Origin of the sequence: Actinomadura viridis, from assembly GCF_015751755.1 — a bacterium.
GTDB lineage: Bacteria > Actinomycetota > Actinomycetes > Streptosporangiales > Streptosporangiaceae > Spirillospora > Spirillospora viridis.
In genome coordinates this window covers 1,059,667-1,084,200 of sequence record NZ_JADOUA010000001.1, presented here as the reverse complement: position 1 = coordinate 1,084,200, position 24,534 = coordinate 1,059,667, and the positions used below count along the sequence as shown (strand labels likewise).

Annotated in this window: 20 protein-coding genes and 1 riboswitch; of the genes, 7 read left to right on the top strand and 13 right to left on the bottom strand. The window is 73.9% G+C overall.

What is annotated here, in order from left to right; all coding sequences use genetic code 11:
• Positions 1 to 16 precede the first annotated feature (16 nt).
• Positions 17 to 853, bottom strand: a complete 837-nt coding sequence (locus IW256_RS04715) for an SRPBCC family protein (protein ID WP_197009773.1) — start codon at positions 851 to 853, stop codon at positions 17 to 19.
• A gap of 178 nt (positions 854 to 1,031) precedes the next feature.
• Entirely contained in the window at positions 1,032 to 2,921 is a 1,890-nt protein-coding gene (locus tag IW256_RS04710; RefSeq protein ID WP_197009772.1) for an ABC transporter ATP-binding protein, read from the bottom strand.
• Between the two features lie 325 nt (positions 2,922 to 3,246).
• Here IW256_RS04710 and IW256_RS42645 point away from each other — a divergent pair, with 325 nt between their 5' ends.
• Positions 3,247 to 5,970, top strand: a complete 2,724-nt coding sequence (locus IW256_RS42645; protein WP_307828735.1) for a D-alanyl-D-alanine carboxypeptidase family protein — start codon at positions 3,247 to 3,249, stop codon at positions 5,968 to 5,970.
• Here IW256_RS42645 and IW256_RS04700 read toward each other — a convergent pair.
• Positions 5,945 to 7,432: a pyridoxal phosphate-dependent decarboxylase family protein gene (locus tag IW256_RS04700; protein WP_197009771.1), complete on the bottom strand. Its 1,488-nt coding sequence runs from the start codon at positions 7,430 to 7,432 to the stop codon at positions 5,945 to 5,947. The genes IW256_RS42645 and IW256_RS04700 overlap by 26 nt on opposite strands.
• On the bottom strand, positions 7,383 to 8,054 hold the full coding sequence (locus IW256_RS04695; RefSeq protein ID WP_197009770.1) for a TetR/AcrR family transcriptional regulator: 672 nt from the start codon (positions 8,052 to 8,054) through the stop codon (positions 7,383 to 7,385). Before IW256_RS04695 ends, IW256_RS04700 begins: the two co-directional genes overlap by 50 nt.
• 198 nt (positions 8,055 to 8,252) lie before the next feature.
• Between IW256_RS04695 and IW256_RS04690 the strand changes: the two genes are divergently transcribed.
• Positions 8,253 to 9,110, top strand: coding sequence for a hypothetical protein (locus IW256_RS04690; protein ID WP_197009769.1), 858 nt, complete (start codon positions 8,253 to 8,255; stop codon positions 9,108 to 9,110).
• Positions 9,111 to 9,428: 318 nt separating this feature from the next.
• Positions 9,429 to 10,238, top strand: coding sequence for an ATP-binding cassette domain-containing protein (locus IW256_RS04685; protein WP_197009768.1), 810 nt, complete (start codon positions 9,429 to 9,431; stop codon positions 10,236 to 10,238).
• Between the two features lie 12 nt (positions 10,239 to 10,250).
• On the opposite strand, the gene IW256_RS04680 is transcribed toward IW256_RS04685, so the two are convergent.
• The 5 genes from IW256_RS04680 to IW256_RS40830 all read right to left on the bottom strand — a co-directional run bounded on the left by IW256_RS04680 (position 10,251) and on the right by IW256_RS40830 (position 17,723).
• Positions 10,251 to 11,513: a PucR family transcriptional regulator gene (locus tag IW256_RS04680; RefSeq protein WP_307828734.1), complete on the bottom strand. Its 1,263-nt coding sequence runs from the start codon at positions 11,511 to 11,513 to the stop codon at positions 10,251 to 10,253.
• A 185-nt stretch (positions 11,514 to 11,698) separates the two neighbouring features.
• Positions 11,699 to 12,328, bottom strand: a complete 630-nt coding sequence (locus IW256_RS04675; RefSeq protein WP_197009766.1) for a LysE family translocator — start codon at positions 12,326 to 12,328, stop codon at positions 11,699 to 11,701.
• Positions 12,325 to 13,581: a glycosyltransferase gene (locus IW256_RS04670; protein WP_197009765.1), complete on the bottom strand. Its 1,257-nt coding sequence runs from the start codon at positions 13,579 to 13,581 to the stop codon at positions 12,325 to 12,327. Before IW256_RS04670 ends, IW256_RS04675 begins: the two co-directional genes overlap by 4 nt.
• Positions 13,574 to 16,399, bottom strand: a complete 2,826-nt coding sequence (locus IW256_RS04665; protein WP_197009764.1) for a bifunctional glycosyltransferase/CDP-glycerol:glycerophosphate glycerophosphotransferase — start codon at positions 16,397 to 16,399, stop codon at positions 13,574 to 13,576. The genes IW256_RS04670 and IW256_RS04665 overlap by 8 nt, the downstream gene beginning before the upstream one ends.
• A 298-nt stretch (positions 16,400 to 16,697) precedes the next feature.
• Entirely contained in the window at positions 16,698 to 17,723 is a 1,026-nt protein-coding gene (locus IW256_RS40830) for a CHAP domain-containing protein (RefSeq protein WP_231403661.1), read from the bottom strand.
• Between the two features lie 14 nt (positions 17,724 to 17,737).
• Positions 17,738 to 17,877: riboswitch (cyclic di-AMP (ydaO/yuaA leader) on the bottom strand.
• Positions 17,878 to 18,206: 329 nt separating this feature from the next.
• On the opposite strand from IW256_RS40830, the gene IW256_RS04655 reads away from it, so the two are divergent.
• Positions 18,207 to 18,596: a hypothetical protein gene (locus tag IW256_RS04655; protein ID WP_197009763.1), complete on the top strand. Its 390-nt coding sequence runs from the start codon at positions 18,207 to 18,209 to the stop codon at positions 18,594 to 18,596.
• Positions 18,597 to 18,642: 46 nt separating this feature from the next.
• Here IW256_RS04655 and IW256_RS04650 read toward each other — a convergent pair whose 3' ends face one another.
• From IW256_RS04650 to IW256_RS04640, 3 genes are all read right to left on the bottom strand, one after another.
• On the bottom strand, positions 18,643 to 19,257 hold the full coding sequence (locus IW256_RS04650; protein ID WP_197009762.1) for a TetR/AcrR family transcriptional regulator: 615 nt from the start codon (positions 19,255 to 19,257) through the stop codon (positions 18,643 to 18,645).
• 71 nt (positions 19,258 to 19,328) lie between these two features.
• Positions 19,329 to 19,472 carry a hypothetical protein gene (locus IW256_RS04645; protein WP_197009761.1) on the bottom strand — a complete coding sequence of 48 codons (144 nt, stop codon included), beginning with the start codon at positions 19,470 to 19,472 and terminating at the stop codon, positions 19,329 to 19,331.
• Positions 19,473 to 19,510: 38 nt separating this feature from the next.
• A complete protein-coding gene (locus IW256_RS04640; RefSeq protein ID WP_197009760.1) occupies positions 19,511 to 19,936 on the bottom strand; it encodes a hypothetical protein in 426 nt (141 codons plus the stop codon).
• Positions 19,937 to 20,161: 225 nt separating this feature from the next.
• Between IW256_RS04640 and IW256_RS04635 the strand changes: the two genes are divergently transcribed.
• The 3 genes from IW256_RS04635 to IW256_RS04625 all read left to right on the top strand — a co-directional run bounded on the left by IW256_RS04635 (position 20,162) and on the right by IW256_RS04625 (position 22,879).
• Positions 20,162 to 21,448, top strand: coding sequence for a sensor histidine kinase (locus IW256_RS04635; protein ID WP_197009759.1), 1,287 nt, complete (start codon positions 20,162 to 20,164; stop codon positions 21,446 to 21,448).
• Positions 21,445 to 22,110, top strand: a complete 666-nt coding sequence (locus tag IW256_RS04630) for a response regulator (protein WP_197009758.1) — start codon at positions 21,445 to 21,447, stop codon at positions 22,108 to 22,110. Before IW256_RS04635 ends, IW256_RS04630 begins: the two co-directional genes overlap by 4 nt.
• 106 nt (positions 22,111 to 22,216) lie before the next feature.
• The gene (locus tag IW256_RS04625) at positions 22,217 to 22,879 is read left to right on the top strand and encodes a response regulator (RefSeq protein WP_231403660.1); all 663 of its coding nucleotides are present in this window, start codon (positions 22,217 to 22,219) and stop codon (positions 22,877 to 22,879) included.
• A gap of 50 nt (positions 22,880 to 22,929) precedes the next feature.
• Here IW256_RS04625 and IW256_RS40825 read toward each other — a convergent pair whose 3' ends face one another.
• The gene (locus IW256_RS40825; RefSeq protein WP_231403659.1) at positions 22,930 to 24,453 is read right to left on the bottom strand and encodes a serine/threonine-protein kinase; all 1,524 of its coding nucleotides are present in this window, start codon (positions 24,451 to 24,453) and stop codon (positions 22,930 to 22,932) included.
• Positions 24,454 to 24,534: the final 81 nt, after the last annotated feature.

Below are 24,534 nucleotides of genomic sequence, written 5' to 3'. Positions count from 1 at the left end.
GAGGCCGTACGGACCGTCAGGCGGTCGTCACGGCCTCCCGCTCGGGTTCGTGGGACGAGACGACCTCGCTGTCACGGATCTCGCCACGCCAGCCCCGCACCTCGTCGGGATGCAGGAGCGAATGGGTCATCACATGCCGCCGGAAGTGCTTGAGCTCCAGCCGGGCCCGGCGCCCCTGGGCGCGCCACAGGTTCCCGATCCGCTCGAACAGCCCGCGCGGGTAGTACTCCAGCACCACCAGCACGCGCGTCATGTTCGGCGCGAGTTCGTGGAAGCTCACCGTCCCGTCCACGTGCCCCTTGGCGCCCGTGGACCGCCAGACGATGTGCCGGTCGGGGACCTGCTCCACGATCGTGGACTCCCACGTCCGGGTCGACCAGAAGATCTTGGCCTTCCAGTCGACCTTCTCGTCGGAGACCTGGTTCACGCTCACGACCTTCTTCATGAAGCTCGGGAAGTCCTGGAACAGGGTCCACTGGTCGTACACCAGGCGGCGCGGAGCGCCGATGTCGGTCTGCTCCACGATGTTGGTGACCTTGACCTTCTTCCCGGAGCCGAAGATCCCGGCGAGCGTCTCCTTGAGCGCCGTCCAGCCGAAGCTCAGCAGCGCGCGGAACGGGGACTTGCCCTGAGCGAGCGCCCGCACCCCCGCCAGCGCCGCCTTGGTGAGCGGGCCGCCCCGCTCGGCCTTGGCGACGAGCCGCCGCGCGGCGCGGTCGAGCCGCGCCTCGTAATTCGCGACGAGCCGCCGGCCCGGCCGGAACCGCCGCAGGGCGGTGCCCGCCAGCCGGGCGGCCAGGTAGCCGCCGGCTCCGATGGCCACACCCGTGGCCACGCCGGCCCGCAAGTTCATCGTGCCTCACCTCGTCGTTCGCTGGAGTCCTGCGCGGGTTACCCGTACAAATCCGGACAAAACAAATCAGCGCTGGCCAGAGGCAGAAAACCGGCCGCCACGAGGCTCCGAAACCCGGTGAGGGCCGGGCCCGGGAGACGGGCCCGGCCCTCACCGGGTTTCGCGTTGCCGACGGGTGTCAGGCGATGGCGTCGGCCTTGACCGCCGCCTGCTGGTCGAACTGGGTGCGGTAGAGCTGGGTGTAGCGTCCGCCCGCGGCCAGGAGGTCGTCGTGGGTGCCGCGCTCGACGACGCGGCCGTCCTCGACGACGAGGATGAGGTCGGCGGCGCGGACGGTCGAGAGCCGGTGGGCGATCACGAGGGCGGTACGGCCGTCGAGCGCCTCGGTGAGGGCCTCCTGGACGGCGGCCTCCGAGGTGGAGTCCAGGTGGGCGGTGGCCTCATCGAGGATGACCACGCGCGGCCGGGCCAGCAGGAGGCGGGCGATGGTCAGGCGCTGGCGCTCGCCGCCGGAGAGCCGGTAGCCCCGCTCGCCGACGATGGTGTCCAGGCCGTCGGGCAGGCCCTGGATGAGGTCCTTCAGCCGGGCCCGTTCGAGGACGTCCCACAGGTCGTCCTCGGACGCCTCGGGACGGGCCAGCAGGAGGTTGTCGCGGATGGACTCGTGGAAGAGGTGGCCGTCCTGGGTGACCATGCCGAGGGTCTCGCGGATGGAGGCGAAGCTCAGCTCGCGGACGTCCACGCCGCCGAGGCGGACGGTGCCGGAGTCGGCGTCGTACAGGCGAGGGAGGAGCTGGGCGATGGTGGACTTCCCCGCGCCCGAGGAGCCCACCAGGGCGACCATCTGGCCCGGCTCGGCGCGGAACGAGACCTCGTGCAGCACGTCGACGCCGCCGCGGGTGTCGAGGGTGGCGACCTCCTCCAGGGAGGCCAGGGAGACCTTGTCGGCGGCGGGGTAGGCGAAGGTGACCTTGTCGAACTCGACGCCCGCCGGGCCGTCCGGGACGGTGCGCGGCTCGTCCGGCTCGGCGACCAGGGGCCGCAGGTCCAGCACCTCGAAGACGCGCTCGAAGCTGACCAGCGCGCTCATCACCTCCACGCGGGCGCTGGCCAGGGCGGTCAGCGGGGCGTACAGGCGGGTCAGCAGCAGGGCGAGGGCGACGACCGCGCCCGCGTCGAGCCGGCCGTTCAGCGAGAAGTAGCCGCCGAGCCCGTAGACCAGCGCGAGCGCCAGCGCGGAGACCATGGTGAGCGCGGTGATGAACACGTGCTGGACCATCGCGGTGCGCACGCCGATGTCGCGGACGCGCCGGGCCCGCGCGGCGAACTCGGCGGACTCGCGGGCGGGCCGGCCGAACAGCTTGACCAGCGTGGCGCCGGGCGCGGAGAACCGCTCGGTCATCTGGGTGCTCATGGCCGCGTCGTGGCGGGCGGCCTCGCGTTCCAGCCGGGCCAGGCGGGAGCCCATGCGGCGGGCCGGCAGGACGAAGACCGGCAGCAGGACCAGCGCCAGCAGGGTGATCTGCCAGGAGATCTGGACCATGACCACGAAGGTGAGCAGGACCGTCACCAGGTTGCTCACGACGCCGGAGAGGGTGTCGCTGAAGGCCCGCTGCGCGCCGATGACGTCGTTGTTGAGCCGGCTGACGAGCGCTCCGGTGCGGGTACGGGTGAAGAACGCCACGGGCATCCGCTGCACGTGGTCGAACACCGCGGTGCGCAGGTCGAGGATCAGCCCCTCGCCGATCCTGGCCGACAGCCACCGGTTGGCCAGGCCCAGCCCGCCCTCCGCCAGGGCGAGCCCGGCGATCAGCACGGCCAGCCACACCACCGTGCCGGTGTCGGACCCCTTGACGATGGCGTCCACCACCCGGCCCGCCAGCACCGGAGTGGCCACCGCGAGCACCGCCATGACCACGCTGAACAGCAGGAAGCAGGCCAGCAGCCGCCGGTGCGGGCGGGCGAAACGGCCGATGCGTTTCAGCGTGGCCTTGGAGAAGGGTCTGCGGTCATCCTGGGCGTTCATGGCGTGGTGCAGCGACATCCACGCCGTGACCTCCATGTCCATACGCCATCGCCGCCTTCCGGGGAAACCCATCGTCATCTCACCGCCGCCGTCCGGCGGCGTACAAGAGGATGATGTGACCTCAAGGAAAGTTGAGGTCAAGTCCTCCCGTCGCATCCAGCGTCCCAGCGGGGTACGACAATCCGCCCCGCCCCCGCTCCGGCACGCGCTGACGCGGACGCACGGAGCGATCCGGGAACGGCGGTCCTCGCATGATCGAGCGAACTTTCCGACTAAACTACGCATCCTGCAGAGGTGTACGGGGAGTAGCCGGCGAGACCGCTCCGCCCGCCCGTGAACACGAGCCACGAGCCGAGGAGGTCGCGCCGTGCAGGATTCAGCACCCACGCAGGATCCGGCCGAAGCACCCGCCGAGACGGCCGGCGAGGACGGCGCCACCGAAGCCCCCCGGGCGGGGACCGCCGAGTTCTCCACCCTCCCGGAGTCCGAGCGCCCTGGCGGAAAGGGCCCGGACGAGGAAGGCCCGGGCCAGGAGGGCGCGGACGAGGACGGCCCGGCCGCCGCGTCCGCCCCGGCGACCGCCGCCGAGAGCGCCGAGGGCACGGAAGAGCCTGAGGCGTCCGAGCCCGCTGAGAGCCCGGAGCCCGTTGACGCGGCCGACGCGGCGGAGTCCGCGGAGTCCTCCGGCGAGCCCGAGGCCGCCGCGAAGGCTCCGGAGACCGCGCCGGAGGCGGCCGGCGAACCCGTTCCCACGGCCGTGGTCTTCAACAACGCCGGGCAGTGGACCATCCCGGCCCCGCCCCCGCCCGCCCGCCCGGAGCCGAGCGCGCCGGAGCCGGGCGCGCCCACGGCGTCGGGCTCCGAGACCGTTCCGGAGATCGACCCGAAGATCGCCCCGCCGGTCGCGCCGGAGACCGTGCCGGAGATCGACGTGGCCGCGGCCCGCCCTCGCCCCGGATCCCCCGTTCCCGGACCCGAACCCGAGCCCGCTCCGGAGCCCGAGCCCGCGGCAGAGGTGGAGCCCGAGCCCGCCCCCGAGCCTGCATGGGAGCCGGAGCCGGAGCCCGTACTCGAACGACCGCCGACACCGGAGCAACCGGAGGAGCCCGGCCCGCCGTCCCCGCCGCCCGCGCCGCCACAGGCGCCGGCCCATGCGCCGGGCTTCGACGAGGCGCCCGAGGAACGACCCGGCGCGCCCTTCGCCGAACCCCTTGGCCACCCCGCGCCACCGCCCTCGTTCCCCGCCCCGGAGTTCACGCCTCCCCCGCCGGCCGCCCCCGAGACGGCTCGCGACTTCGCCGCGCCACAGGAACGTCCGGCGGCTCCCGAGTACACGCCACCGCAGAGCTTCCCGCCTCCGCCGGAGTACGCTCGCGAGCCCGAACAACCGGAGGACCCCCTCCAGCAGGGCTTCGCCCCGCCACCGGATCACCGTGCGCCCCACAACCAGGCGCCTCCGCAGCATCACGTCGTGCGGGAGCCGGAGCCCTCGTACGACCCCTCCTACGAGACGGCCCTGGATTACCCGGCGGTCCAGGACTACGGCCGGGCCCAGGAGTACGGCCCGCCTCAGGACTACGCGCCCCAGGACTACGCGCCCCAGGACTACGCACCGCACCACCATCAGCAGCAGCAGTACGCCCCCCAGCAGGAGTACACGCAGCAGGAATACGCGCAGCAGGGCTACGCTCCGGCCCAGGAGTACCAGCAGGAGTACCAGCAGGAGTACCAGCAGGAGTACGACCGCGAGTACGACCATGCCCATGCCTATGCGCCGTCGCCCGAGTACCAGCGGTACCCGGAGCATGACTACCGCGGGCAGGACCACCCGGAGCACGGCAAGGAGCGGGACTTCAACGCCGCTTACGAGGCCGCGGCCGGGGAGGTCAAAGGGCGGAAGAAGCGGCGCCGTGGCCTCATCGCGTTCGTGGTCGTGCTCGTCCTGCTGGCGGGCGTGGCTGGTGGGCAACTGCTACGGCCCCTGCCCGAACCGACCATGCGGCTGACGCTGCCCGCGTCCAGCCACACGTTCCCCGGTGCGGCACCCGTGCTGCCGCTGCCCATGCAGGGGCAGTCGGCCCTGTACGTGGAAGGGCTCGGGAACATGGGGGCCTCTGGGGGCGGCGTCCCCACGCCTACCGCCAGCGTCGCCAAGGTGATGACCGCCTACGTCTTCCTGCGCGACCACCCCCTGGCCACAGGCCAGCCGGGGCCGGTCTACACCGTCTCGCCGCAGGCCGCCGCGCAGATCCCGGAGCGTACGGCGCGTGGCGAATCGCTGCTCGGGGTGACCGCGGGGATGCGGCTGACCGAGCGCAAGGCGCTCGAGGCCCTGATGGTCATCTCGGCGAACGACGTCGCGCACGAGCTGGCCCGCTGGGACTCCGGCGACCCGCGGCTGTTCGTCAAGAAGATGAACGACGCGGCGCGGTCGCTGGGGATGACGAGCACCACCTACACCGACCCCAGCGGCTACCACTCCGGCACCGTGAGCACCGCCGCCGACCAGGTGAAGCTGCTCCGCGCGGCCATGAAGATCCCCGCGTTCGCCGAGATCGTCGGCGAACGCGCCTACGTGCCCGGCAACGGCGGCGCGGTGCGTCCGGGCGGCAACATCCTGCTCGGCCAGTACGGCGTGGTCGGCGGCAAGACCGGCTACACCGACGCCGCCGGCGGCAACTACGTCTTCACGGCGCGCAGGCGGGTCGGCGGGGTGACGACCACCTTCTACGGCGCGGTGATGGGGCAGCGGTCCCCCAGTGCCATGGGCGCGCTGACGGTCGGCCGGGACCTGCTCGCCGCCGCCGGGAAGTCGCTCACGTCGGTCACCCTCGCGCGGGCGGGCGCGCGGGTGGGGCAGGTCTCCGACGGGCTGGGCGGGTCCACGCCGCTGCGCGCCGCGTCCGCGGTGACGGTCGTCGGCTGGCCCGGCCTGACCGTGCGGATCGGGGCCGACGGCGACGTGCCGCGGACCGGGGCCGAGGGGACGCGCATCGGGACGCTGAAGGCCGGCTCGGCCAGCGTGCCCCTGGTCCTGGATCGGACGCTGACGGAGCCGTCCCTCCTCACCCGGCTGATCCGCCTCCGCTGACACCGGGGTCCGCGGTCGCGGGCCCGGCGGGGCCCGCGTAGAGGGCCGACAGGAAGCGGACGAGCAGGGCCTCCCGGACGTTCGGCGGCAGGGCGTCCAGCACGGCGTTGACCACGGCCATCCCGGGCTGCCCGGCGCCGCCCGGTTCCACGCCGACGGAGCCGAGCAGGCCGGCGAAGCCCGCGTCGTCCAGGTCGTCCAGGTCGAGCGTGAGGAGCGCGGCGGCGAGGCCGTCGGGGACGGGCGGCGGCCCGGCGCGGCGGGCCGCCTCCGCGGCCTCGGCGAGCGCGGCCGGCAGCGCGTCGGCCCCGGCCAGGCTCACGCCGGTCAGGGTGAAGTGCAGGTTCGCCGGGATGCCCTGGTAGGACAGCTGGGGCTGGAAGAACCAGCCGCGCGACCGCGCCTGGTCGGCCAGGACGAAGACGTCCAGCTCCGGGTCCTCGGAGGCGACCGCGACCAGGGGCGCGTCGGGCGTGCCGAGCACGCGCAGGCCCGGGATGGCCGCGACACCGGCGATGAGGCGTTCGGCGGCCTCCATCGCGTTCGCGGCGAGTTCGCGGTAGCCGCGGGCGCCGATCGCCATCATGGTCGCCCAGGCCGCGCCCAGCGGTCCGGCGCTCTTGCTGCTCTGGACGGTGGCGTTGATGACGGTGTAGCCGGGCCATTCCGCGGAGGCGAAGTAGGCGTGCCGCCGCAGCGACTCGTCGCCGAACAGCACCACCGAGGCGCCCTTGGGGGCGTACCCGTACTTGTGCAGGTCGCAGGAGAGCGAGGTGACTCCGGGTACGGACAGGTCGAACGGCGGGACCTCCCGCCCGCCGTCCCGGAGCCAGGGCAGGACCCATCCGCCCACGCAGGCGTCCACGTGGCACAGGACGCCCGCCTCCGCGGCGACGGCGGCGATCCGGGCGACCGGGTCGACGACCCCGTGCGGGTAGGAGGGGGCCGAGGCGACGACCATGACGGTACGGGGCGTCAGCGCGGCGGCCATGGCCTCGGGGTCGGCCCGGAAGGTGACCGGGTCGACGGGGACCGTGACCACGTCCACGCCCAGGTAGTGGCCCGCCTTGTGGAAGGCGGGGTGGGCCGTCGCGGGGACGGCGATCTGGGGCCGTCCGCCCTCGGCCGGGCGGGCGTCGCGGGCCGCCTTCACCGCCAGCATGATCGACTCCGTGCCGCCGGCGGTGAAGATCCCCGAGCCGCCGCCGAGCCGTCCGGCGACCGCGCCGACCACCTGGCGCTCCAGCGCGACGACGCTGGGGAACGCGGTCGGGTCCAGCCCGTTGACCTCCAGCATCTCCAGGTAGGCGCGGGCCGCGACCTCGTGCACCGCGGCGCGGCCGGTGTCGTAGACGTAGGCGGTGACCTGGCCGCCGCGTACGGGCAGGTCACCGCGCTTGAGCCGGTCGATCTCAGCCAGCAGCTCGCCGGGCGGGAGCCCGGTCTCCGGCAGTTCGGCCATGGTGGGGGGTCTCCTCGGTCAGGGGGGAGGGGACGGGAAGGTTCAGCATCCCGGCCGCGAGCCGGTGCAGGTGGGCGCGGAAGCGGGCGATCTCGCGGGGGTCGTCCGGGCCGGTGCGCCGGCCGTCCGGGCCGAGCACTCCCCCGCGGCAGAATCCGTGGGTGGTCCAGATGACCGTCATCACGGCGTAGTCCAGGTCGGCGCCCGGACCGGCCGCCTCGCGCACCGCGCCGGCCGCCAGCGCGATCAGCGGTTTGACGTAGAGGCCCTCCAGATGGGCCACGTCGGCGGCGTCCGACAGCCAGCGGTGCATCCAGAGGGCGGGGATCTCGGGGTGGTCGAGGCAGAAGTCGAGGTAGCGGTCGACCAGCCGCCGGACGCCCTCGGCCCCCGGCGGGAGGCCGGCGAGCGTGGCTTCCAGGAAGGCGCGTTCGGCCTGGTGGGCGCGTTCCATGACGGCGAGGTAGAGGTCGCGCTTGCCGCCCGCGTGGTACGCGACCGTGGCGATGTTGAGCCCGGCCGACTCCGCGATCAGGCGGGTGGAGGTGCCGTCGTAGCCGAGCGCGGCGAACAGCCGGGTGGCGACGTCGAGGATGCGGTCCGGAACGGCCTCGGCGGGCATGCGCTCACGCTAGGACACGGCCTGATCTCCGTCAATCACTTGATGGAGAACGAGGATCCCTTGCTTGATCGCGGTTACACCCCTTCCGACGTGGGCATTCAGCAAGCTGATAGATCAACGGGCGCTCGGTGCCCGCACTCGCTACAGACCGGAAACCGGAAGAGGAACGCACCGGAAATCCGAAGTCCAGGGGGACCAGTGAACATCCTGCGCCATGGAGCGGCCGTCCGCGGCGGTCTCGCCACCCGGCCGCCGGCGCTGGGCCCTCGCGTGGCCCGGACGCTGACCAGCCTCCTGGTCATCGGCGCGGCGCTCTTCTACCTGGCGGTCGCGGTGCGGGGCGTGGCCGGGCTGCTCGGCCCGCCGCCGGAGATGGTGAGCACGGCCGGGGACTCCGGATCGGTGGTCCCCGCACCCGGCTCCCCGGCCGCCGACCCCGCGGCCGATCCCCCGGGCGGTGGTACGGCCGTGCCCGAGGCGCGGGACCGGGACCTGGCGGTGCTGCTCCGGCCGCTGTCGTTCACCGGCGCGGCCCTGGCCGGCCTGCTCCTGCTGTGGTCGGGGGTCCGGGGCCTGGGTGCACGACGGGACCATCGGCGCTGGCGGAAGCGGCAGATCGCATGTCTGGCCGGGCTCGGCCTGGGCATGGCGGCCTTCCTCGACGGCCTGGGCGCCGCCCACCTGGGCACGGCCGCCTACGCCGACGCGGCCTGGAACGGCGTGGAGCCGATCAAGCCGAGCGTGGCCCTGGCCGTGCTCGTGGCGCTGGTGGCGTTCCTCCTCCCGTCCTCCATGCCCGCCCCCGGCCGGCACCGCCCGTCCCACGCCTCTGCGCGCCCGGACGCACGCCCGGACGCGCGCCCGGAGGCACGGCCGGACGCACAGCCGGGTACGCGGCCGGACGTACGGCCCGGTACGCGGCCGGACGCCCTCCCGCCCGACCGGGCCTCCGGGCCCGAACGCCCGCCGGCGCGGGCGGCGGCGCACCCCGTGGCGGCCCGGGGCCGCCCCGGCCGATTCACGCGGAACGGCGGGACCGCCGCCGAATCCAATTGAACGATGAACCACTGTGGAATGGCGGTGCGGCCGGCGCCGCCTTCCGCGCGCACATGGCCTCCGGCCGGGCGGCACCTGGCCTCCCCCTGCCCTCGGCCCGCGGGCGCGCCCGCGGGTGAGCGCCCTTCTTTGTCAGAGATCTTCGCGGCAATGACGCGGCCGATCCGCAAATGTGTGCAGGCTGGTCGATAGCTACAAAATCAGGACGAAGCGCACCATGCATTGCGATTTCGGGGGAGCTGCATGTCGATGCCGCGGATCACCCATCCGAGAAGGGCACGTAAGCGGACCGTCCGGCAGCGGGCCGACGATTGTCTGGTGGCCGCGTACACGACCGGGCTCACCAAGACCTACGACCCCTCGGACCGGCCCGCCCTCGACAACGTGAACGTGGCCTTCCGCGCCGGCGAGCTGTGCGCGATCATGGGCCCGCCCGGGGCCGGCAAGAGCACCCTGCTGGCCTGCCTGGCCGGGCACGAGCCGCCCAGCGTCGGCAAGGTGTACGTGGGACGGGGCGACGCGCGGCCGTGGCTGCCGCAGCAGGTGCGGCAGATCTGCCGCGGCGAGGTCGGGTTCGTGCTCTCCCACTCCCGGCCCTTCCCCGGGCGGACGGTGCTGGAGAACCTCGAATGGGCCGCGGCGCTCGCCGGCCGCCCGGACGACATCGCCCGCGCCGAACGCGTCGCCGGGATCCTGGGGCTGCTGGAGGACCTGCACACCCCGGCCGGGCACCTCCCCGCCGACCTGCAGCACCTCACCATGTGCGCCGCGGCGCTGCTGCCGGACCCCAGCGTGCTGCTGGTGGACGAGAGCGACACCGGGCCGCTGAGCGCGTCCACCCTGGCCGTCCTGCGCCGCTGCACGGCCGAGCTGGGCACGACGGTCGTCGCCGTCACCGGGAGCCCGGAGGCGGCGGCGCTGGCCGACCGGGTCGTGTTCCTGGCCACGGGCCGGGTCGCGGGGATCATCACCCGTCCCGCCGAGGACGTCGTGCACGAGCTGCGGGAGATCTTCGCGGGGCGGCACGCCTCGCGGTCGTACGTACCGGAGCAGGGCGGCCCGCCCGCCTCCTCCTCCGCCTCGGCGGCCGATCCGGGACCGCCGGAGCGGCAGCCCGCCGACGCCTGACCCCGGCTACGGCTACGGCTGCTTCGGGGACGGTTCGGAGCCCGCGCCGGCCGTCCCCTCTCCGCCGTCCTCGGAGCCGGAGGCGAGCCGCACGGTCAGGACCATCTCCATCTCCAGCCGGGACTCGGGGTCGTAGAGGCGCTGCCCGAACAGCTCTTCCAGCTGGTGCAGGCGGTAGCGGACCGTCTGCGGGTGGACGTGCAGGCGGCCGGCGACCTCCGTGGCGTTGAAGCCGCTCTGCAGGCAGGCCAGGAGGGTGTGCATCAGCCGTTCGCGGTGCCGGGGCCGGACGTCGTTCAGCGGCGCCAGGCGCAGTTCCGCCACCGCGCGCACCAGTTCCTCGTCCTTGAAGACGACCAGGGCCGGCATGTGGTCCGCGCACCGGATCAGCCGCTCGGAGGGCAGGATCCCGCGCCGCGCCAGGGGCAGCGCCTCGCGGGCCCAGCGCAGCGACTTGGCCGCGTCCTCGGTCCGGACGGTCGGTCCCATGGCGGCGACCCAGTCGCGCAGCGCCGACTCCAGCATCCGGCCGCGGCCGGGCCCCTCCGGGTCGGGCACGAGCAGGCACGGCTCGCGCCGGTCGACGTCGGCCAGGACGTCGGGCGGCAGCGACGGGTGCGAGAACGGCCGCCGCCCGCGCTCGTACAGCGTCACCACCGCCACGGTGCGCGGCATCCGCCACTGCGCCAGCCGGGCCAGGTCGCTGATCGCCTGCCCCGCCGCGGGCGGCTCGGCCAGCAGCAGGTCCAGCAACCGCCGGCGGCGGTGTTCCAGCTCACCGGCCTCCTGCGCGCGGGCCTTGGTGTAGCCCTCGGTGGCGGCGCGGGCGATCTCGTCCAGGAACGCGAAGATCGCCTCGGCGACGCTGGCCAGCGTCCGCCGCGAGATGTTGACGTTCTCCGACTCGGCCGCCAGCCGCCGCCAGGCCACCCGGGCGCCCAGCCGCAGCGAGGTCTGCAGCACGTCGAGGCTCCGGCCCTCCCGCGCCTCGGCCCAGCCGATCTCACGGTAGACGGCCGTCAGCGACTCCCAGGAGCTGTCCGGGTCGACGATGAGGTCGACGAACTGCCGGAGCGCCCCCTCCACGGCCAGCCGCACCAGCCGCGAGTACTCCTCGTCCTGCGGCCGGGAGTATTCGGGGACGCCCGCGAGGATCTCCTGGATCATCTCCTCGGCCACCGCGTCGAGATGAGGGCGCATGAAGTCGGATATCTCGCTGGGAACGCCGACCCATGGCTTCAGGGGACGCGAGCGTTCACCGAGCGTCGTGGCCACCGTTGCACCTCCCGCCCCTCCGGAAAACCTGGGGCCCATCGGAAGTTACAACGCCGTGCCAGGGAAGACTGCGCAGCGGGACGTGGCTTTGGCCCGGCCCCCTTGTCACGCGGATGACAAATTGGCCTTTCCGAGAAATGCCGTTCGCTGCGCTTTTGGAGTACCGGTGAGAACGGGCGGCGGGTTCAGACCCGGCGGGGTCCGGTCCCGGCGAACGCCGCCACCGCGCCGAGCCCCAGATAGATCGCGCCGGTGGCGTAGCGCTGCCGCCGCAGGAACCGGGGACGCGCCCGCAGCCAGGCGCCGATCGAGCCCGCCCCGACCGCGTACACCAGATCGCTGAGCAGGCCGATCAGCGCGGTCACCGCGCCCAGCACGACGATCTGCGCGGGCACCGCCCCCGCGTCCCGGTCGACGAACTGCGGCAGGAACGCCAGGAAGAACAGCACGACCTTGGGATTGAACAGGTTGATCAGGAACCCGTCGAGGTAGACGCGGCGCAGCGACTTGGCGGCCGGCGCCGCCCCCTCCTCCCCGTCCCCGCCGCGCAGGGTGCGGACCGCCAGGTACACCAGGTACGCGGCACCCGCGTAGCGCAGCACGTCGAACGCGGTCGCGGAGGCCGCGATCAGCGCCGACAGGCCCGCCGCCGCGGCGGCCACGTGCACCAGCGTGCCGGACTCGACGCCCAGCGCCGAGGCGATCCCCGCGCGCCGGCCGTCGGCGACGGCGCGGGCGGTGATGTAGAGGTGGTTCGGGCCGGGGATCGCGACCAGCGTCGTGACCGCCAGCAGGAACAGCAGCGGATGCGTCATGGCCCGTACGGTAGGGCCGGCCGGGCCGGCCTGCCCAGGTCCATTCCGCCCTCCGTGATCAGGTCCACACCGCCGGGCCGCGCGCGCGGCGGGCCGCCGGGCCGCAGCAGGTCGAACAGCCGCTCCCAGCGGTCGAGCACGATGTCCGGGTCGAACCGGCGCACCGAGCGGGCCGCGGCGCCGCCCAGCCGCTCGCGCAGCCCGGGGTCGTCGACCAGGCTCTGGAGCCCCGCGGCGAACCCGACCGTGTCGCCGGGCCGGGCGAGCAGCCCGTCCACCCCGTCGGTGATCAGGTCGCGGACGCCGGGCGCGCAGTCGAACGCGACCGCCGGCAACCCGACCGCCATCGCCTCCAGCAGCGCCGTCGGGAAGCCCTCCCGGCGGGACGGCAGCGCGAAGACCGAGACCCGGCTCAGTTCCTCCGGCACGTCCCGGGCCACCCCGGCGAACTCCACCGAGCCGCCGGCGCCCAGCCGCGCCGCCAGATCCCGCAGCGCGGCCTCGCGCGGGCCCGCCCCGTACACCCGCAGCCGCCAGGACGGGCACCCGTCCGCGATCATGGCCCAGGACTCGATCGCCAGGTCCACGCCCTTCTCGTGGGACAGCCGGCCCACGCAGGCGATCACCGGGGCGCGGGGCACCGGCCTGCGGCCGGGGACGACGCGCAGCGGGTTGGGCATGTGACCGGCGTTGGTGAGGCCGTCCCCGGCCCACCCGTCGGCGTCCTCGGCGGTCAGCGCCAGCAGCCGGTCGGCCCCGGCGAAGTGCTCCTTGACCCGCTCGTACCGGGACGAGCCGCGGCTCGCCTCGTACGACTCGTGGCTCATCCCCACGACGGGCAGCCCGCGGGTGTCGGCCAAGCGGACCCATTCCATCGCCCAGACCTGGGCCACGATCAGCACGGCGCCCGGCCGGGCGCGGCGCAGCAGGGCGGAGAGCCGTTCCGCGCCGAGCCGGACGGCGGCGGCCCGCCGCCCGTCCCGCAGCCGCGCCCTCAGGTCGGCGCGGCCGAGCGGACCGCGCGGGCTCCAGGGCAGGGCGGGCAGCGTCCAGCGCTCGTGCAGGGCCTCGACGGCGTACGGCGGGTCGCGGCCGTAGTCGTGCGGCGCCTCCGAACGCCTGACGCCGACCAGGGTGACGCGATGGCCGCGGCCCGCCAGGAGCCGGCCCATGTCGTGCGCCCACCGCTGGACGCCGCCGAGGTCCTCGACGTTGTTGCACACGATGAAGACGTCCCTGCGGCGGTCACCCATGGCGCGCCGCCTTCCCGAAGAAGCGCTCGACGACCGCTTCGGCCGCGGCGCCCTGGTCGTACTCGCCGTAGCGGGCCGCGAAGGCGCGGCGGCGCCACGCGTACTCGCGCCGGATCCGGTCCAGCCCGGCGAGCGCGGTGAGCAGCGCCTCCTCGTCCCGGACGACGGGGCCGGGGGCGTGCGCGGCCAGGTCGAAGTAGCCGCCCCCGTGCGCGGCGAGGTCGGCCGCGTCCTCGCCGTCCGGGACGTAGAGGACGATCGGGCGGTCCAGCAGCGCGTAGTCGAACATCACCGAGGAATGGTCGGTGATCAGGGCGTCCGCGAGCAGCAGCAGCGGGGTGACGTCGGCGATGTGCCCGGCGTCCCGTACCGCGCCGTCCCCTCCCCCGGGAAGGTCGAGGCGGGTGCGGTAGTGCTGCCGCACCAGGAGCACCTGGGAGTCGCCGAGCCGGGCGGCGAAGCGGCCTGGGTCGATGGGCGGCACGGCGCGGCGGATCCTCGTCCCGTCCGGCCGGCTGCGGAAGGTCGGCGCGTACAGGATCACCGCCCGGTCTCCGTCCAGGCCCAGCTCGCGCCGCAGCGCCTCCGCCGCGCGGACCGGCTCCGGGTCGCCGCGCCGGGCCCTGACCAGGGGGTCGTTGCGGGGGTAGCCCGCCGGGAGCAGTTCGGCCGTCACCCCCAGGCCCGGCACCAGCGTCCGCTCGTCATGCGCGGAACGCACCAGGAAGCAGTCGAACCGCTCCACCATGCGGCGGAACCGCTCCTGCTGCCGGAGCGAGGCGTTCTTCAGCTCCGCCTTGTCGAAGCCCATCCGTTTGTACGCCGAGCCATGCCAGGTCTGGATGTAGGTGGTCTTCTTCCGCTTGCGCAGCTCCCTGGGGAACCCCTGGTTGTCCACCCAGAACTCCGCGCGGGCCAGGGCGTGGTAGTAGGCCCAGGACCCCCGCCGTACGAGGGTGGCGTCGGCGGGGAACCCCTCGGAGGTCTTCGCGTACGACCAGATCGCCCGCGCTCCGCGCCCGGAACGGCGCAGTTCCTCGTAGATGTACTTGGGGTTGTCGGAGTACTGCGCGCCCAGGTGGCTCTCGAAGACCACCGTGCCGCGCCGGACCGGCAGCCGCGTCAGCAGCCGGTTGAAGACGGCGGTCTTGGTCGTGCGGGCGGTCAGCGCGCGCCGCGCCGACGCCCGTACCCGCGCCCCCTCGCGCTTCAGCCTGCGGGCACCGCGCCACGCCCGCCCGCCCGCGACGGTGCGGGCCATCCGTCCCCTCAGGTCGACGAACGACAGGTTCCCCCACGCCGTCACGTGCGGCTCCAGCCGCCCGCCCGCCGGCCACGCGGGCGCGGGCCCGGCCCCGGCGGGGCCCGCGGCGACCCTCCCGGAGAGCCGCTCCCCGTTCGCCCGCAGCGCCAGCCGGACGTCCCACCGGACGGTGCCGAGGCCGGGCGGCCGTGGCAGGCTCCGGTCGTCGAACGCGGCCCGCCACTCGATCCGGTCGCCGCGGCGGGCGGCCTCCGCGGGGATCCGCAGCGTCCGGTCGCGGCGGCGGTCCCGCAGTTCCAGCGTGCCGCTCAGCCCGGCGGCGGGAACGCGGCCCAGCGGGTCGGCGACCCGGCCCGCGAGGCGGACGTACCGCCCCTCGCGGTGCAGACCGGTCAGGGTGATGGCGGGCCGCACCCGCTCCAGCGGCCTGACATGGACGCCCAGCTCGGTGATGTCGAGGATCTCGCGGCCCCGCCCGTCGTCCAGGTGCCGCCCGGTCCAGTAGACGCGGCCGTCCCGCCGCACCAGGCCGGCGTGCAGCTCGGGGACCTTCTCGCGGGCCGCGCGCATGGCGGCGACGGCCCCGTCCAGGTCGCCCCGCCCCACCAGGTACGCGGAGATCGCCGGGAGCCGCCTGGCCGCCGTCAGCGCGCCGGGGTGCAGCTCCGCGAGGTAGGGGCCGGCCAGTTCCAGGAAGCGCCGCCGGTACTCCTCGTCCCGCCCGGGAAGCTCGCCCAGGTACAGCTGGAGGTCGTGGTTGACGAACTTGGCGTCCTTGGCCAGCTTGATCGCGTCCGCGCCGCGGGCGCCCAGGGCCCGGTCGATCCGGCGGTGGATCTCCAGCCGGTCGGCCAGGTTGCGCACCTCGCGCCGCCGGCTGGAGATCGACGGGCGGCCCGGCTCCTCGTAGACGTACCAGGTGTAGACCCGGTGCGGCAGCACGGTGATCCGGCCCGCGGCGAGGTACGCCTCGGTCGTGAACAGCAGATCCTCGTAGTGCAGCTCCTCGACGAAGCGCAGCCCGTTCTCGATCAGGAAGTCACGCCGGTAGCACTTGTTGGTCGCCAGGGTGTCGTACAGCAGGTCGGGGCAGTCCGGCAGGGAGTCGTGGACGGCCCGGGCCCGGTAGAGCCTGGCGTACCAGCCCTTCTCCCAGACCGGCGGGCCGGTGAAGGAGCGCACGCACAGGCCCGAGACCAGGTCGGCCCCGGTCTCCTCCGAGGCGAGCAGCATGTTCAGGCAGGCGTGGCGGTCGAGGACGTCGTCGCTGTCCAGGAACATCACGTGGGAGCCGCGGGCCAGGTCCATACCGGTGTTGCGGGGCCGGCCGCACCCGCCCGAGTTCACCGGCAGGTGGACGGCCCGGACCCGGTCCGGGTGGGCGGCGGCGAGCGCGTCGGCGACCCGGCCGGTGGCGTCGGTGCTGGCGTCGTCCACGACGATCGCCTCGACGCCGTCCATCGACTGGCCGAGCACCGAGCCGACGGCGCGCGGCAGCCTCCCTGCGTCGTTGTAGGCGATCACGACGACGCTGACGTCCGGAGCCCCCCGCATCGATCCCCCCGTGCCAGCTGCTTCCGCGTCGTCATCGGCGATCGGCGCGATGACCTCGGCGTAGTGATTTCCACATAGCTCAACAAACAGGTCGAATCAGACCAAACAGCCGTCCATGATTCCGGCCGGAACGGCGGGACGGGCGGCGGACGGGCGGCGGACGGGCGGCGGACGGGCGGCGGACGGGCGGCGGACGGGCGGCCGGACGGCACGGCGGGCCCGGCGACGGCCGAGGGCGTCCCGGCGCGCGATCGCGCGCCGGGACGCCCTCGGTGGAAGGCCGCTCAGCGGCCGGGGGTCACTTCCGGTAGTCGGGGTAGCCGTAGCCGGCCACCTGCGACTTCTTCCGTATCTTCTTCTTCACCTGGTCCTCGGCGTTGCCCTCGATCGTGCTGATGGTGCCGTTGCCGTTGTCCTTGACGACCAGGCCGACGTGCTCGATGCCGCCGATGCCGCCCTGGCCCCAGTTGAAGAACACCACGGCCCCGGGCTTGGCCTTCTGGCCCCAGCGGTCGGTCTTCTTGAACCACTGGGCGTGCGAGACGGTGTAGGCGTCCCAGCCCATGCCCTTGAGGCCGGTCTGCGAGCCGACCCAGGACACGAACATGTTGCACCAGGCCGCGCCGTTGTAGCTGGACACCCGGCCACCGTCGCGATCGGCGGTCTTGCGGGCGCTCTCGGTGGACACGTACCAGTCGTGGAACTTGGTCTGCCCGCGCTTGCCCTCGGAGATGCCGACCTGCTTAGCGGCGAGCTTGAGCACTTCGTCGACGGTGGCGGAGGGGCCCTGCTCGACCTGGGCCTCGGTCAGGCCGCCCTTCTGCACCACGCCCGTGGAGCCCTTGACACGGCCGGCCTTGCCGGCGACCTCGGGCTGGGCGGGCATGGCGCCCTTGCCGGACCCGAGGGCCTTGGCCGCCGCGTCGAGCTGCTCGGCCGATGAGCCGAGCCGCTCACCCGGTGCGCCCAGGCGCTCGCCCGGCGCAGCGAGGTTCTCGCCCGGTGCGCCGAGGCCCTCGGCCGCGGAGCCGAGGCGCTCGCCCGGCACGTTGAGCCGCTCGCCCGGTGCGCTCTGCCGCACCGCGGCCTCGGCCACCGAGGGGGCACCGGAGGCCGCCCCGGCGGAAGCGCGGAGAGTGTCGGCGGAGGTGTCGGCGGCGGCCACGGTGCCGCCGACCGCCGAGCCGAGCGCCAGGACGCCGATGGCGGCGCCGCCGGCGACACCCGCGGCGGCCTTGCCCCGGAGGCTGAGGGTCTGGGAGGTCAGTTCACCTGCCCGCTCGCGCACAGCGGCGAGCAGGCCGGAATAGTCACGGAATGACAAAGCAGGAGTCTCCTGATTCCTTCCATGGCCGCCTACCGGGTTAGCTGTCGGATTCGGGCGTGGAAGTCGCCCTACGGCGCACATGAGCGTGCGCCGATTCACCCCAGAGGTGTGGGTCCCCGGCTCCGGACGCCGTCGTCGGCGCGGAACGGACTCGGCGGAGCGGCGGCATCGAGGCCGCCGGCACTGCGATCAGATGGACGAGGGTCGCGCGGGTTCATGGTCCGCAGGCGCGACCGTGGCGGCGGCCCCGTCCTCATCTGGAACGGTCCACCGCCCCTGGGCGACGCATGGGTTGCACCACCGCAAGGCAGTCAGAAGGTATCAAACTTCTCCTTCAATGCAAACCAGGGGCAAACCACTCATAAGGGGACACCAGATCTCCATCCGATCCGGCACGCCCGCATCACTTCCTGGCATCGGGGCATGATCCGGGCGTTTCATGCGCCGACGCGCCCTCGACCACGGGCCGGAAGGAGAGCGATGGTGCCGGACCCCGGGCTCGATCTCGGACTGCTGCTGATCCTGCTGATGGGCCTGCTGGGACTGGGCGTGCTGTGCTTCGCGCTCATGACGGCCGGCGGGCTGCTGCTGTTCCGCTCCCTGGCCGAGCGGGTGCCCGTACGGCCGGACGGGCTGCCGCTGCCGAACCGCCGGCCGGCCCTGCGCCGGGCCTCCCGCCGCGCCGCCCGCACGCTCGCGGCGCGGGTGCTCGCGGCGCGCCCGGCACGTCCCGCCGGCACCCCGGACTCCTCGAAGCCCTCAAGGGGCTCGACCTCCCCCCGGCCTCGCACCCCGGACCCGCGCGCCTCGGGTGCGCGCACCTCAAGCGCACGCACCTCGGGTACGCGCACCACCGGGCTGTCCCGCTGAGACGACCGTCACATCTCCCACGACTCTTGACGTCGTGAGAGATGCGTCACGTCACGGCGCCGGCCAGGGCGCCCGCGAGGACGAGACGGCCCGAGGCCCGCACCATCGCGGCCACCTCGTCGACGGGCCTGCGCAGGGACGTCAGGCTGACCAGCGCGCCCAGCAGGACGTATCCCAGCGCGACCTCGACCTCCTCCCGCTCCGGCACCGGGTCGCCGATCGCCGTGGCCAGGCGGTCCCGGACGAACCGGAACAGCACCGTGCGGGAGTCGTCCACGCCGACGTCGTCCGACGTCACCGCCTGGACGATCGCCGAGGTCAGGGTGAGCTCCTCGGCCGCCACCCGGACGATGCGCTCCAGCAGGGCGGTGAGCCGTTCCGCGGGGGTCTCGCCCACCGCGACCGCGACCGCGTCCACGTCGTCGGTGATCCGGCGCGCCCAGGTGGCGGCGACCTCGGTGAGGAGGTGGTCCTTGCTGGCGAAGTAACGGTAGACGGTCGCCCGTCCCACGCCGGCGCGGTCGGCCACGTCGTGCATGGTCACCGCGCCGTAGCCGCCCTCCAGCGCGAGCAGGCGGGCCGACTCGACCAGCCGTTCGCGGCGCGCCCGCTGCTCCCTGGTCAGGGCCCGCGGCACGGTGATCCGCGCATCGTCGCTCAACGCGCCTCCTCGGGAGACCGGACGTGTGACCGCCCCCATCCTCTCGCACGAGGCGCCGGACCCGCCGCCGGTCAGGGCGCGGAGTTCTCCGCCATCGCGGGAGTACGGGGCAGGTCGAGCTCCAGTGAGCCCACCTGGAGGGCCAGAACCTCCAACGTCACGACAAGCAGAACGAAACCGGCGGCCCACAGGCCGACCTTCTTCTTTTCCAGCACTCCCCGACCCCTCTGAGCCCCCATTTTGCCTTAAAAATCTAGCATGACTGACAAATACGAATGCACAGGGGCTTCCCGATCCACACGGCCGGACCGCCGTTCACGAGGACGGGCACGCAGGTCGGCGCGGACATCGACGGGGAGACGGCCGACGAGACGGTCGACGAGATGGACGCGGACGCGGTCACGGACATGGCACCGCTTTCCGTTTCGCGAAGGTTGTCCGCACTTACCAACCAAAAGCGGACATAAACGGCGAGAATTCGGGTCACCGCCGCGTACACCAGCGGGGGGAGGAAGAACCGGGCGACCCGTGCCAGCATGTCGGTCCCCAGCAGCACCAGGGCCCCGGTGAGCAGGCCGCGGTCGTCCAGCGTCCCGGTGACGCACGCGTCCCGGAACAGGTCCCACCAGAGCACGGCCGTCCACACCGCGCCGCCGCCCTTGAACAGCACCGCGCCCACGGCGAGCGGATCGTGCAGCCTCACCCCGTCACCCCGTACCCCGCCCCCGCTGTGGCCCGCCGTGGCCTCCGTCGCCCGACACCGGTCACAGCCTCCCGGAGGCGTCCGGGCCTGGGCGTCGGCCATGTGGAGACAATCGCCAGGGGGCCGTACAGCGCGGGGAGTACGCCCGGCCCCTCCCCCCGGCCGACGCCGCTCTCCCCAACGGCTCGCTAACGTGCGTGAATGAGCACTTCTCGGCCGGGCGCCCAGGACCGGGCCCACCTGTCGTCCCCCGGCTCCTGGCCCGTCTGGGTGCTGCCGCTCTTCCTCGCGTTCTTCCAGGTCATCGGGTCGATCGGCGCGCAGGGGGAGAACGGCGGAGGTTCCTGGGAGAACTCCGGCCACGGCGGTCACAGCTACACCAGCACCCCACTCGATCCCCTCGGCTTCGCCCTGCTGCTCGCCGGCCCCGCGCTGCTCCTCATGCGCCGCCGCCGTCCCGTCCTCACCCTGGTGTCGGTGGGGGCGGTGACCGGGCTCTACATGCTGCGCGCCTACACCTACGGGCCCGTGGTGTTCTCCGCGATCGTCGCGGTGATGGGGGCCGTGATCGCCGGGCACCGGCTGATCGCCTGGGCGGGGACGTCGGCCGCGCTGGCCGGGTACTTCGCCCTCACCGCCGTCATCGGGGTGCCGTTCGACCAGCGCGGCCTGGCCGACCAGGTCTTCCCGGCCGAGGAACCCGACCTGAGCGGCGCCGCCTTCGCGGTCGGCTGGGCCCTGGTGCCGCTGATCGGCGCGGAGCTGATCCGGATGCGCGGCCAGCGGGCCGCCGCCGCGGCCCGCACCCGTTCCGAGGAGGAGCGCCGCCAGGCCAGCGAGGAACGGCTGCGCATGGCCCGCGAGCTGCACGACGTGCTGGCCCACAACATCTCGATGATCAACGTGCAGGCCGGGGTGGCGCTGCACCTGATCGACGACGACCCGGGGCAGGCGCGGACGGCGCTGGCCGCGATCAAGGAGGCCAGCAAGGAGGCGCTCACCGAGATGCGGTCGGTGATCGGGGCGCTGCGCTCGCAGGACGAGAGCGCGCCGCGCGCGCCCACCGCCGGGCTGGCCCGGCTGGAGGAGCTGCTCGGCCGCGCCCGGTCGGCGGGGCTGCGGGTGGACGCCGAGATCACCGGCGACCGGCGCCCGCTGCCCGCGGGGACGGACCTGGCCGCGTTCCGCATCGTCCAGGAGTCGCTCACCAACGTGAGCCGTCACGCGGGCCCCGGCCCGGTGACGGCCAGGGTGCGGATCGCCTACGGTGAGCGGGAGGTGGCGGTCCGGGTCGACGACGACGGCCAGGGCGTGTCCCTGCTGGACGACCATCCGGGCGGGAGCGGCATCAACGGGATGCGCGAGCGCGCCGCCGCCCTCGGCGGCACGTTCTCCGCCGGGCCGCGTCCCGGGGGCGGGTTCCGGGTGAGCGCCGTCCTGCCCGCCGACGAGGAGCCCGGCGCGCACGGGCGGGGAGGTTCGGAGTGATCAAGGTGCTGCTCGCCGACGACCAGGCTCTGGTCCGGGCGGGGTTCCGGGCGCTGCTGGACGCCCAGCCCGACATCGAGGTGGTGGGCGAGGCCGGCGACGGCGAGGAGGCCGTGGACCAGGCCCGCAGGCTGCGTCCGGACGTGATCCTCATGGACATCCGGATGCCCGGCCTGGACGGGCTGGAGGCCACCCGCCGGATCGCCTCCGACGAGCGCCTCGGCGGCGTCCGGATCGTCATCCTCACCACCTTCGAGCTGGACGAGTACGTGTTCGAGGCGCTGCGCGGCGGGGCCGGCGGCTTCCTGGTCAAGGACACCGAGCCGGTCGAGCTGATCCATGCGGTGCGGGCGGTGGCCGCCGGGGACGCGCTGCTGTCTCCCAGCGTGACCCGCCGGCTGATCGCCGAGTTCGCCACCCGGGCCAAGGCGCCCTCCCCCTCCCCCCGCCTCAACGCCCTCACCGAGCGTGAGCGCGAGGTCATGACCCTGGTCGGCGAGGGGCTGACGAACGAGGAGATCGCCGCCCGGCTGGTGGTGAGCCCGGCGACCGCCAAGACGCACGTCAGCCGGACCATGGTCAAGCTCGGCGCCCGCGACCGCGCCCAGCTGGTGGTGTTCGCCTACGAGTCGGGGCTGGTCAAGCCCGGATGGCTGTCCTGACATCCGCAGCGGTATGCCGATTCGCCGACGATCCACTGTCGTCGCGCGCTGTGCCATGACAGGGTGGAGCGCACGCAAGCCCTTCACCGACGCGCGGAGGAGCCCGTTGCCGCACGCCACCAAGATCCTGGCCGTGGACGACCGCGAGGAGAACCTGGTCGCCCTCGCGGCCGTGCTCGACGCGCTGCCGGTCGAGGTCGTCCCGGTGTCCTCGGGCCGGGCCGCGCTCAGGGAGCTGCTCGACGACGAGTTCGCGCTGATCCTGCTCGACGTGGTGATGCCGGAGATGGACGGCTTCGAGATCGCGGGGCACATCAAGAGCCGCCCCCGGACGCGTGACATCCCCATCATCTTCCTCACCGCGGCGGGCGAGGCCGGCGAGCAGGCCTACCAGGGGTACGCGGCGGGCGCGGTCGACTACCTCACCAAGCCGTTCGACCCCTGGCTGCTGCGCGCCAAGGTCGAGATCTTCGTCGAGCTGCACCGCCGGACCGTGGAGCTGCGCCACCAGGCCGCGCTGCTGCGCCAGGCGCTGGACGGTGTGGAGGGCGTGGAGGGCGCGGGCGGCTGCGAGCAGATCCTCAAGGCCCTCGACGACCGGATGGGCCGGGTGGAGAACGACGTCGCGCGGCTGCGCGGCGCGCACTCCCCGGCCCCGTCCGCCGCGTCCGCCCCGCCCGGGGAGGAGGGGCCGGACGCGCTCGACGACCTGGAGACCCACGTCGCCGACCTGCGGCTCGCCCTGAACGCCCTCGTCGCGGGGACCTGACCGCCCCTCCCGGGCACCCCTCCCGGACGTCCCTCGGGCGTTCCGCGGGCTCAGCCGGTGAGCGCCGTCCGGACGGTCTCCGAGGGTGCGGCGGCGGCGGAGGAGTTGAGCTTGTCCCGGAGGATGAACGCCCCGGCCAGGACGGCGACCACCACCAGGACCACCGCGACCGTGACGATCACGATGGTCTTCCTGCGTTCCCGGTCGCGCCGGTCCAGGTGCGCCGGCGGGGGCGGCTGCTGCCACTGCCGGAACTGCTCGGGCTGCTCCCACGGCGGCGGTGTCTGGGGGCCGGGAACGGGAGGCACCGCCCACTCGGTCTCCAGCAGCGTGCGCACCTCCGGGTCGGGCGTCACCGGACCGGAACCCCGGCCGGCGCCCGTCCCATGACCGGCCCCAGTGCCATGACCGGCACCGGTCCCATGACCGGCACCCGTCCCATGACCCGCGCCCGTCCCATGACCCGCGCCCGTCCCTTGGCCGGTGCCGGGCCGCGGACCGGCGGTACGGCCCTGGGAGTGCCCCGATGACGGATGGAGGTTGGGCGGCGGGGCGTGGCCGGACCCGCGCGGGCCGTACGACGGCATCGCCGCGGAGCCCGGCCCCTCCCGGTCCAGCCTGGTGACCTCCTCGAACGTGACCGAGTCGAGGACGGTGTCGGCGGGCTCGTCCACCACGGTCTGCTCGTGGTAGCCGCCCGCGGGCTCGTCCAGGAGGGTCGCGTCGGGGGGCCGGAACGAGATCGGCGGGATCGGCTCCGGCATCGTCGCCACGTGGGCGAGCATGGGCTGCGCCTGCGCGCCCGTGATCCGATGGGCGGGCTCCCGGGCGAGCAGCCCCTCCAGCACCGACGCCAGCGGGCCCGCGTTGCGCGGGGGCGGTACGGGCTCGGTCAGGGCCGCCTCCAGCGAGGCCATCGCGTCGGGCCGCTCGTAGGGGGAACGGCCCTCCAGCGTCGCGTACAGCGTCGCGCCCAGCGCCCACAGGTCCGAGGCGGGCACCGCCCGCTCCCCCTGCACCCGCTCCGGCGGGATGTACGCGGGCGAGCCCATGACCAGGCCGGTCTGGGTGAGCGTCGCGTCACCCTCGACCTGCGCGATGCCGAAGTCGGTGAGCACCACCCGGCCCGAGTCGGTGATGAGGACGTTGCTGGGCTTGATATCGCGGTGCAGGATGCCCTTCTCGTGCGCGTGGCGGAGCGCGCCGAGCATCTGCAGGCCGATCTCGGCCGCCCGGCGGTGCGCCAGCACCCCCTCCTCGTCGAGCACGTCCTGCAGGGACCGGGCCTGGACCAGCTCCATCACGATCCAAGGCCGCCCGGCCTCCTCCAGGACGTCGTGCACGGTGACGACGCTGGGGTGGTTGAGGCGGGCCGAGGCCCGCGCCTCCCGGAAGGTGCGCTCGTAGAGGACGTCGCGCTCGGCCGGGGTCAGCCCCGGCGGCAGCACCACTTCCTTGACCGCGACCCGGCGATCCAGCATGACGTCGTAGGCGCCCCACACCGTGCCCATGCCGCCACGGCCCACCACCTCGTCCAACCTGTAGCGGTTGGCGAGCAGATGACCCTCTCCCATGTCTAAATGGTCCCCCGTCGCGCAAGGCGCTGCCTAGAGGAGCCTAGAGAACGGCCCCCGCAGCCCTCACGGCTCGATGTT

What these genes read in the sequence shown, in the direction of transcription:
- IW256_RS04715 (WP_197009773.1), bottom strand. Translation starts at nt 853, where the DNA reads ATGAACTTGCGGGCCGGCGTGGCCACGGGTGTGGCCATCGGAGCCGGC.
- IW256_RS04710 (WP_197009772.1), bottom strand. Translation starts at nt 2,921, where the DNA reads ATGGACATGGAGGTCACGGCGTGGATGTCGCTGCACCACGCCATGAAC.
- IW256_RS04700 (WP_197009771.1), bottom strand. Translation starts at nt 7,432, where the DNA reads ATGGCCGAACTGCCGGAGACCGGGCTCCCGCCCGGCGAGCTGCTGGCT.
- IW256_RS04695 (WP_197009770.1), bottom strand. Translation starts at nt 8,054, where the DNA reads ATGCCCGCCGAGGCCGTTCCGGACCGCATCCTCGACGTCGCCACCCGG.
- IW256_RS04675 (WP_197009766.1), bottom strand. Translation starts at nt 12,328, where the DNA reads ATGACGCATCCGCTGCTGTTCCTGCTGGCGGTCACGACGCTGGTCGCG.
- IW256_RS04670 (WP_197009765.1), bottom strand. Translation starts at nt 13,581, where the DNA reads ATGGGTGACCGCCGCAGGGACGTCTTCATCGTGTGCAACAACGTCGAG.
- IW256_RS04665 (WP_197009764.1), bottom strand. Translation starts at nt 16,399, where the DNA reads ATGCGGGGGGCTCCGGACGTCAGCGTCGTCGTGATCGCCTACAACGAC.
- IW256_RS04655 (WP_197009763.1), top strand. Translation starts at nt 18,207, where the DNA reads ATGGTGCCGGACCCCGGGCTCGATCTCGGACTGCTGCTGATCCTGCTG.
- IW256_RS04635 (WP_197009759.1), top strand. Translation starts at nt 20,162, where the DNA reads ATGAGCACTTCTCGGCCGGGCGCCCAGGACCGGGCCCACCTGTCGTCC.
- IW256_RS40825 (WP_231403659.1), bottom strand. Translation starts at nt 24,453, where the DNA reads ATGGGAGAGGGTCATCTGCTCGCCAACCGCTACAGGTTGGACGAGGTG.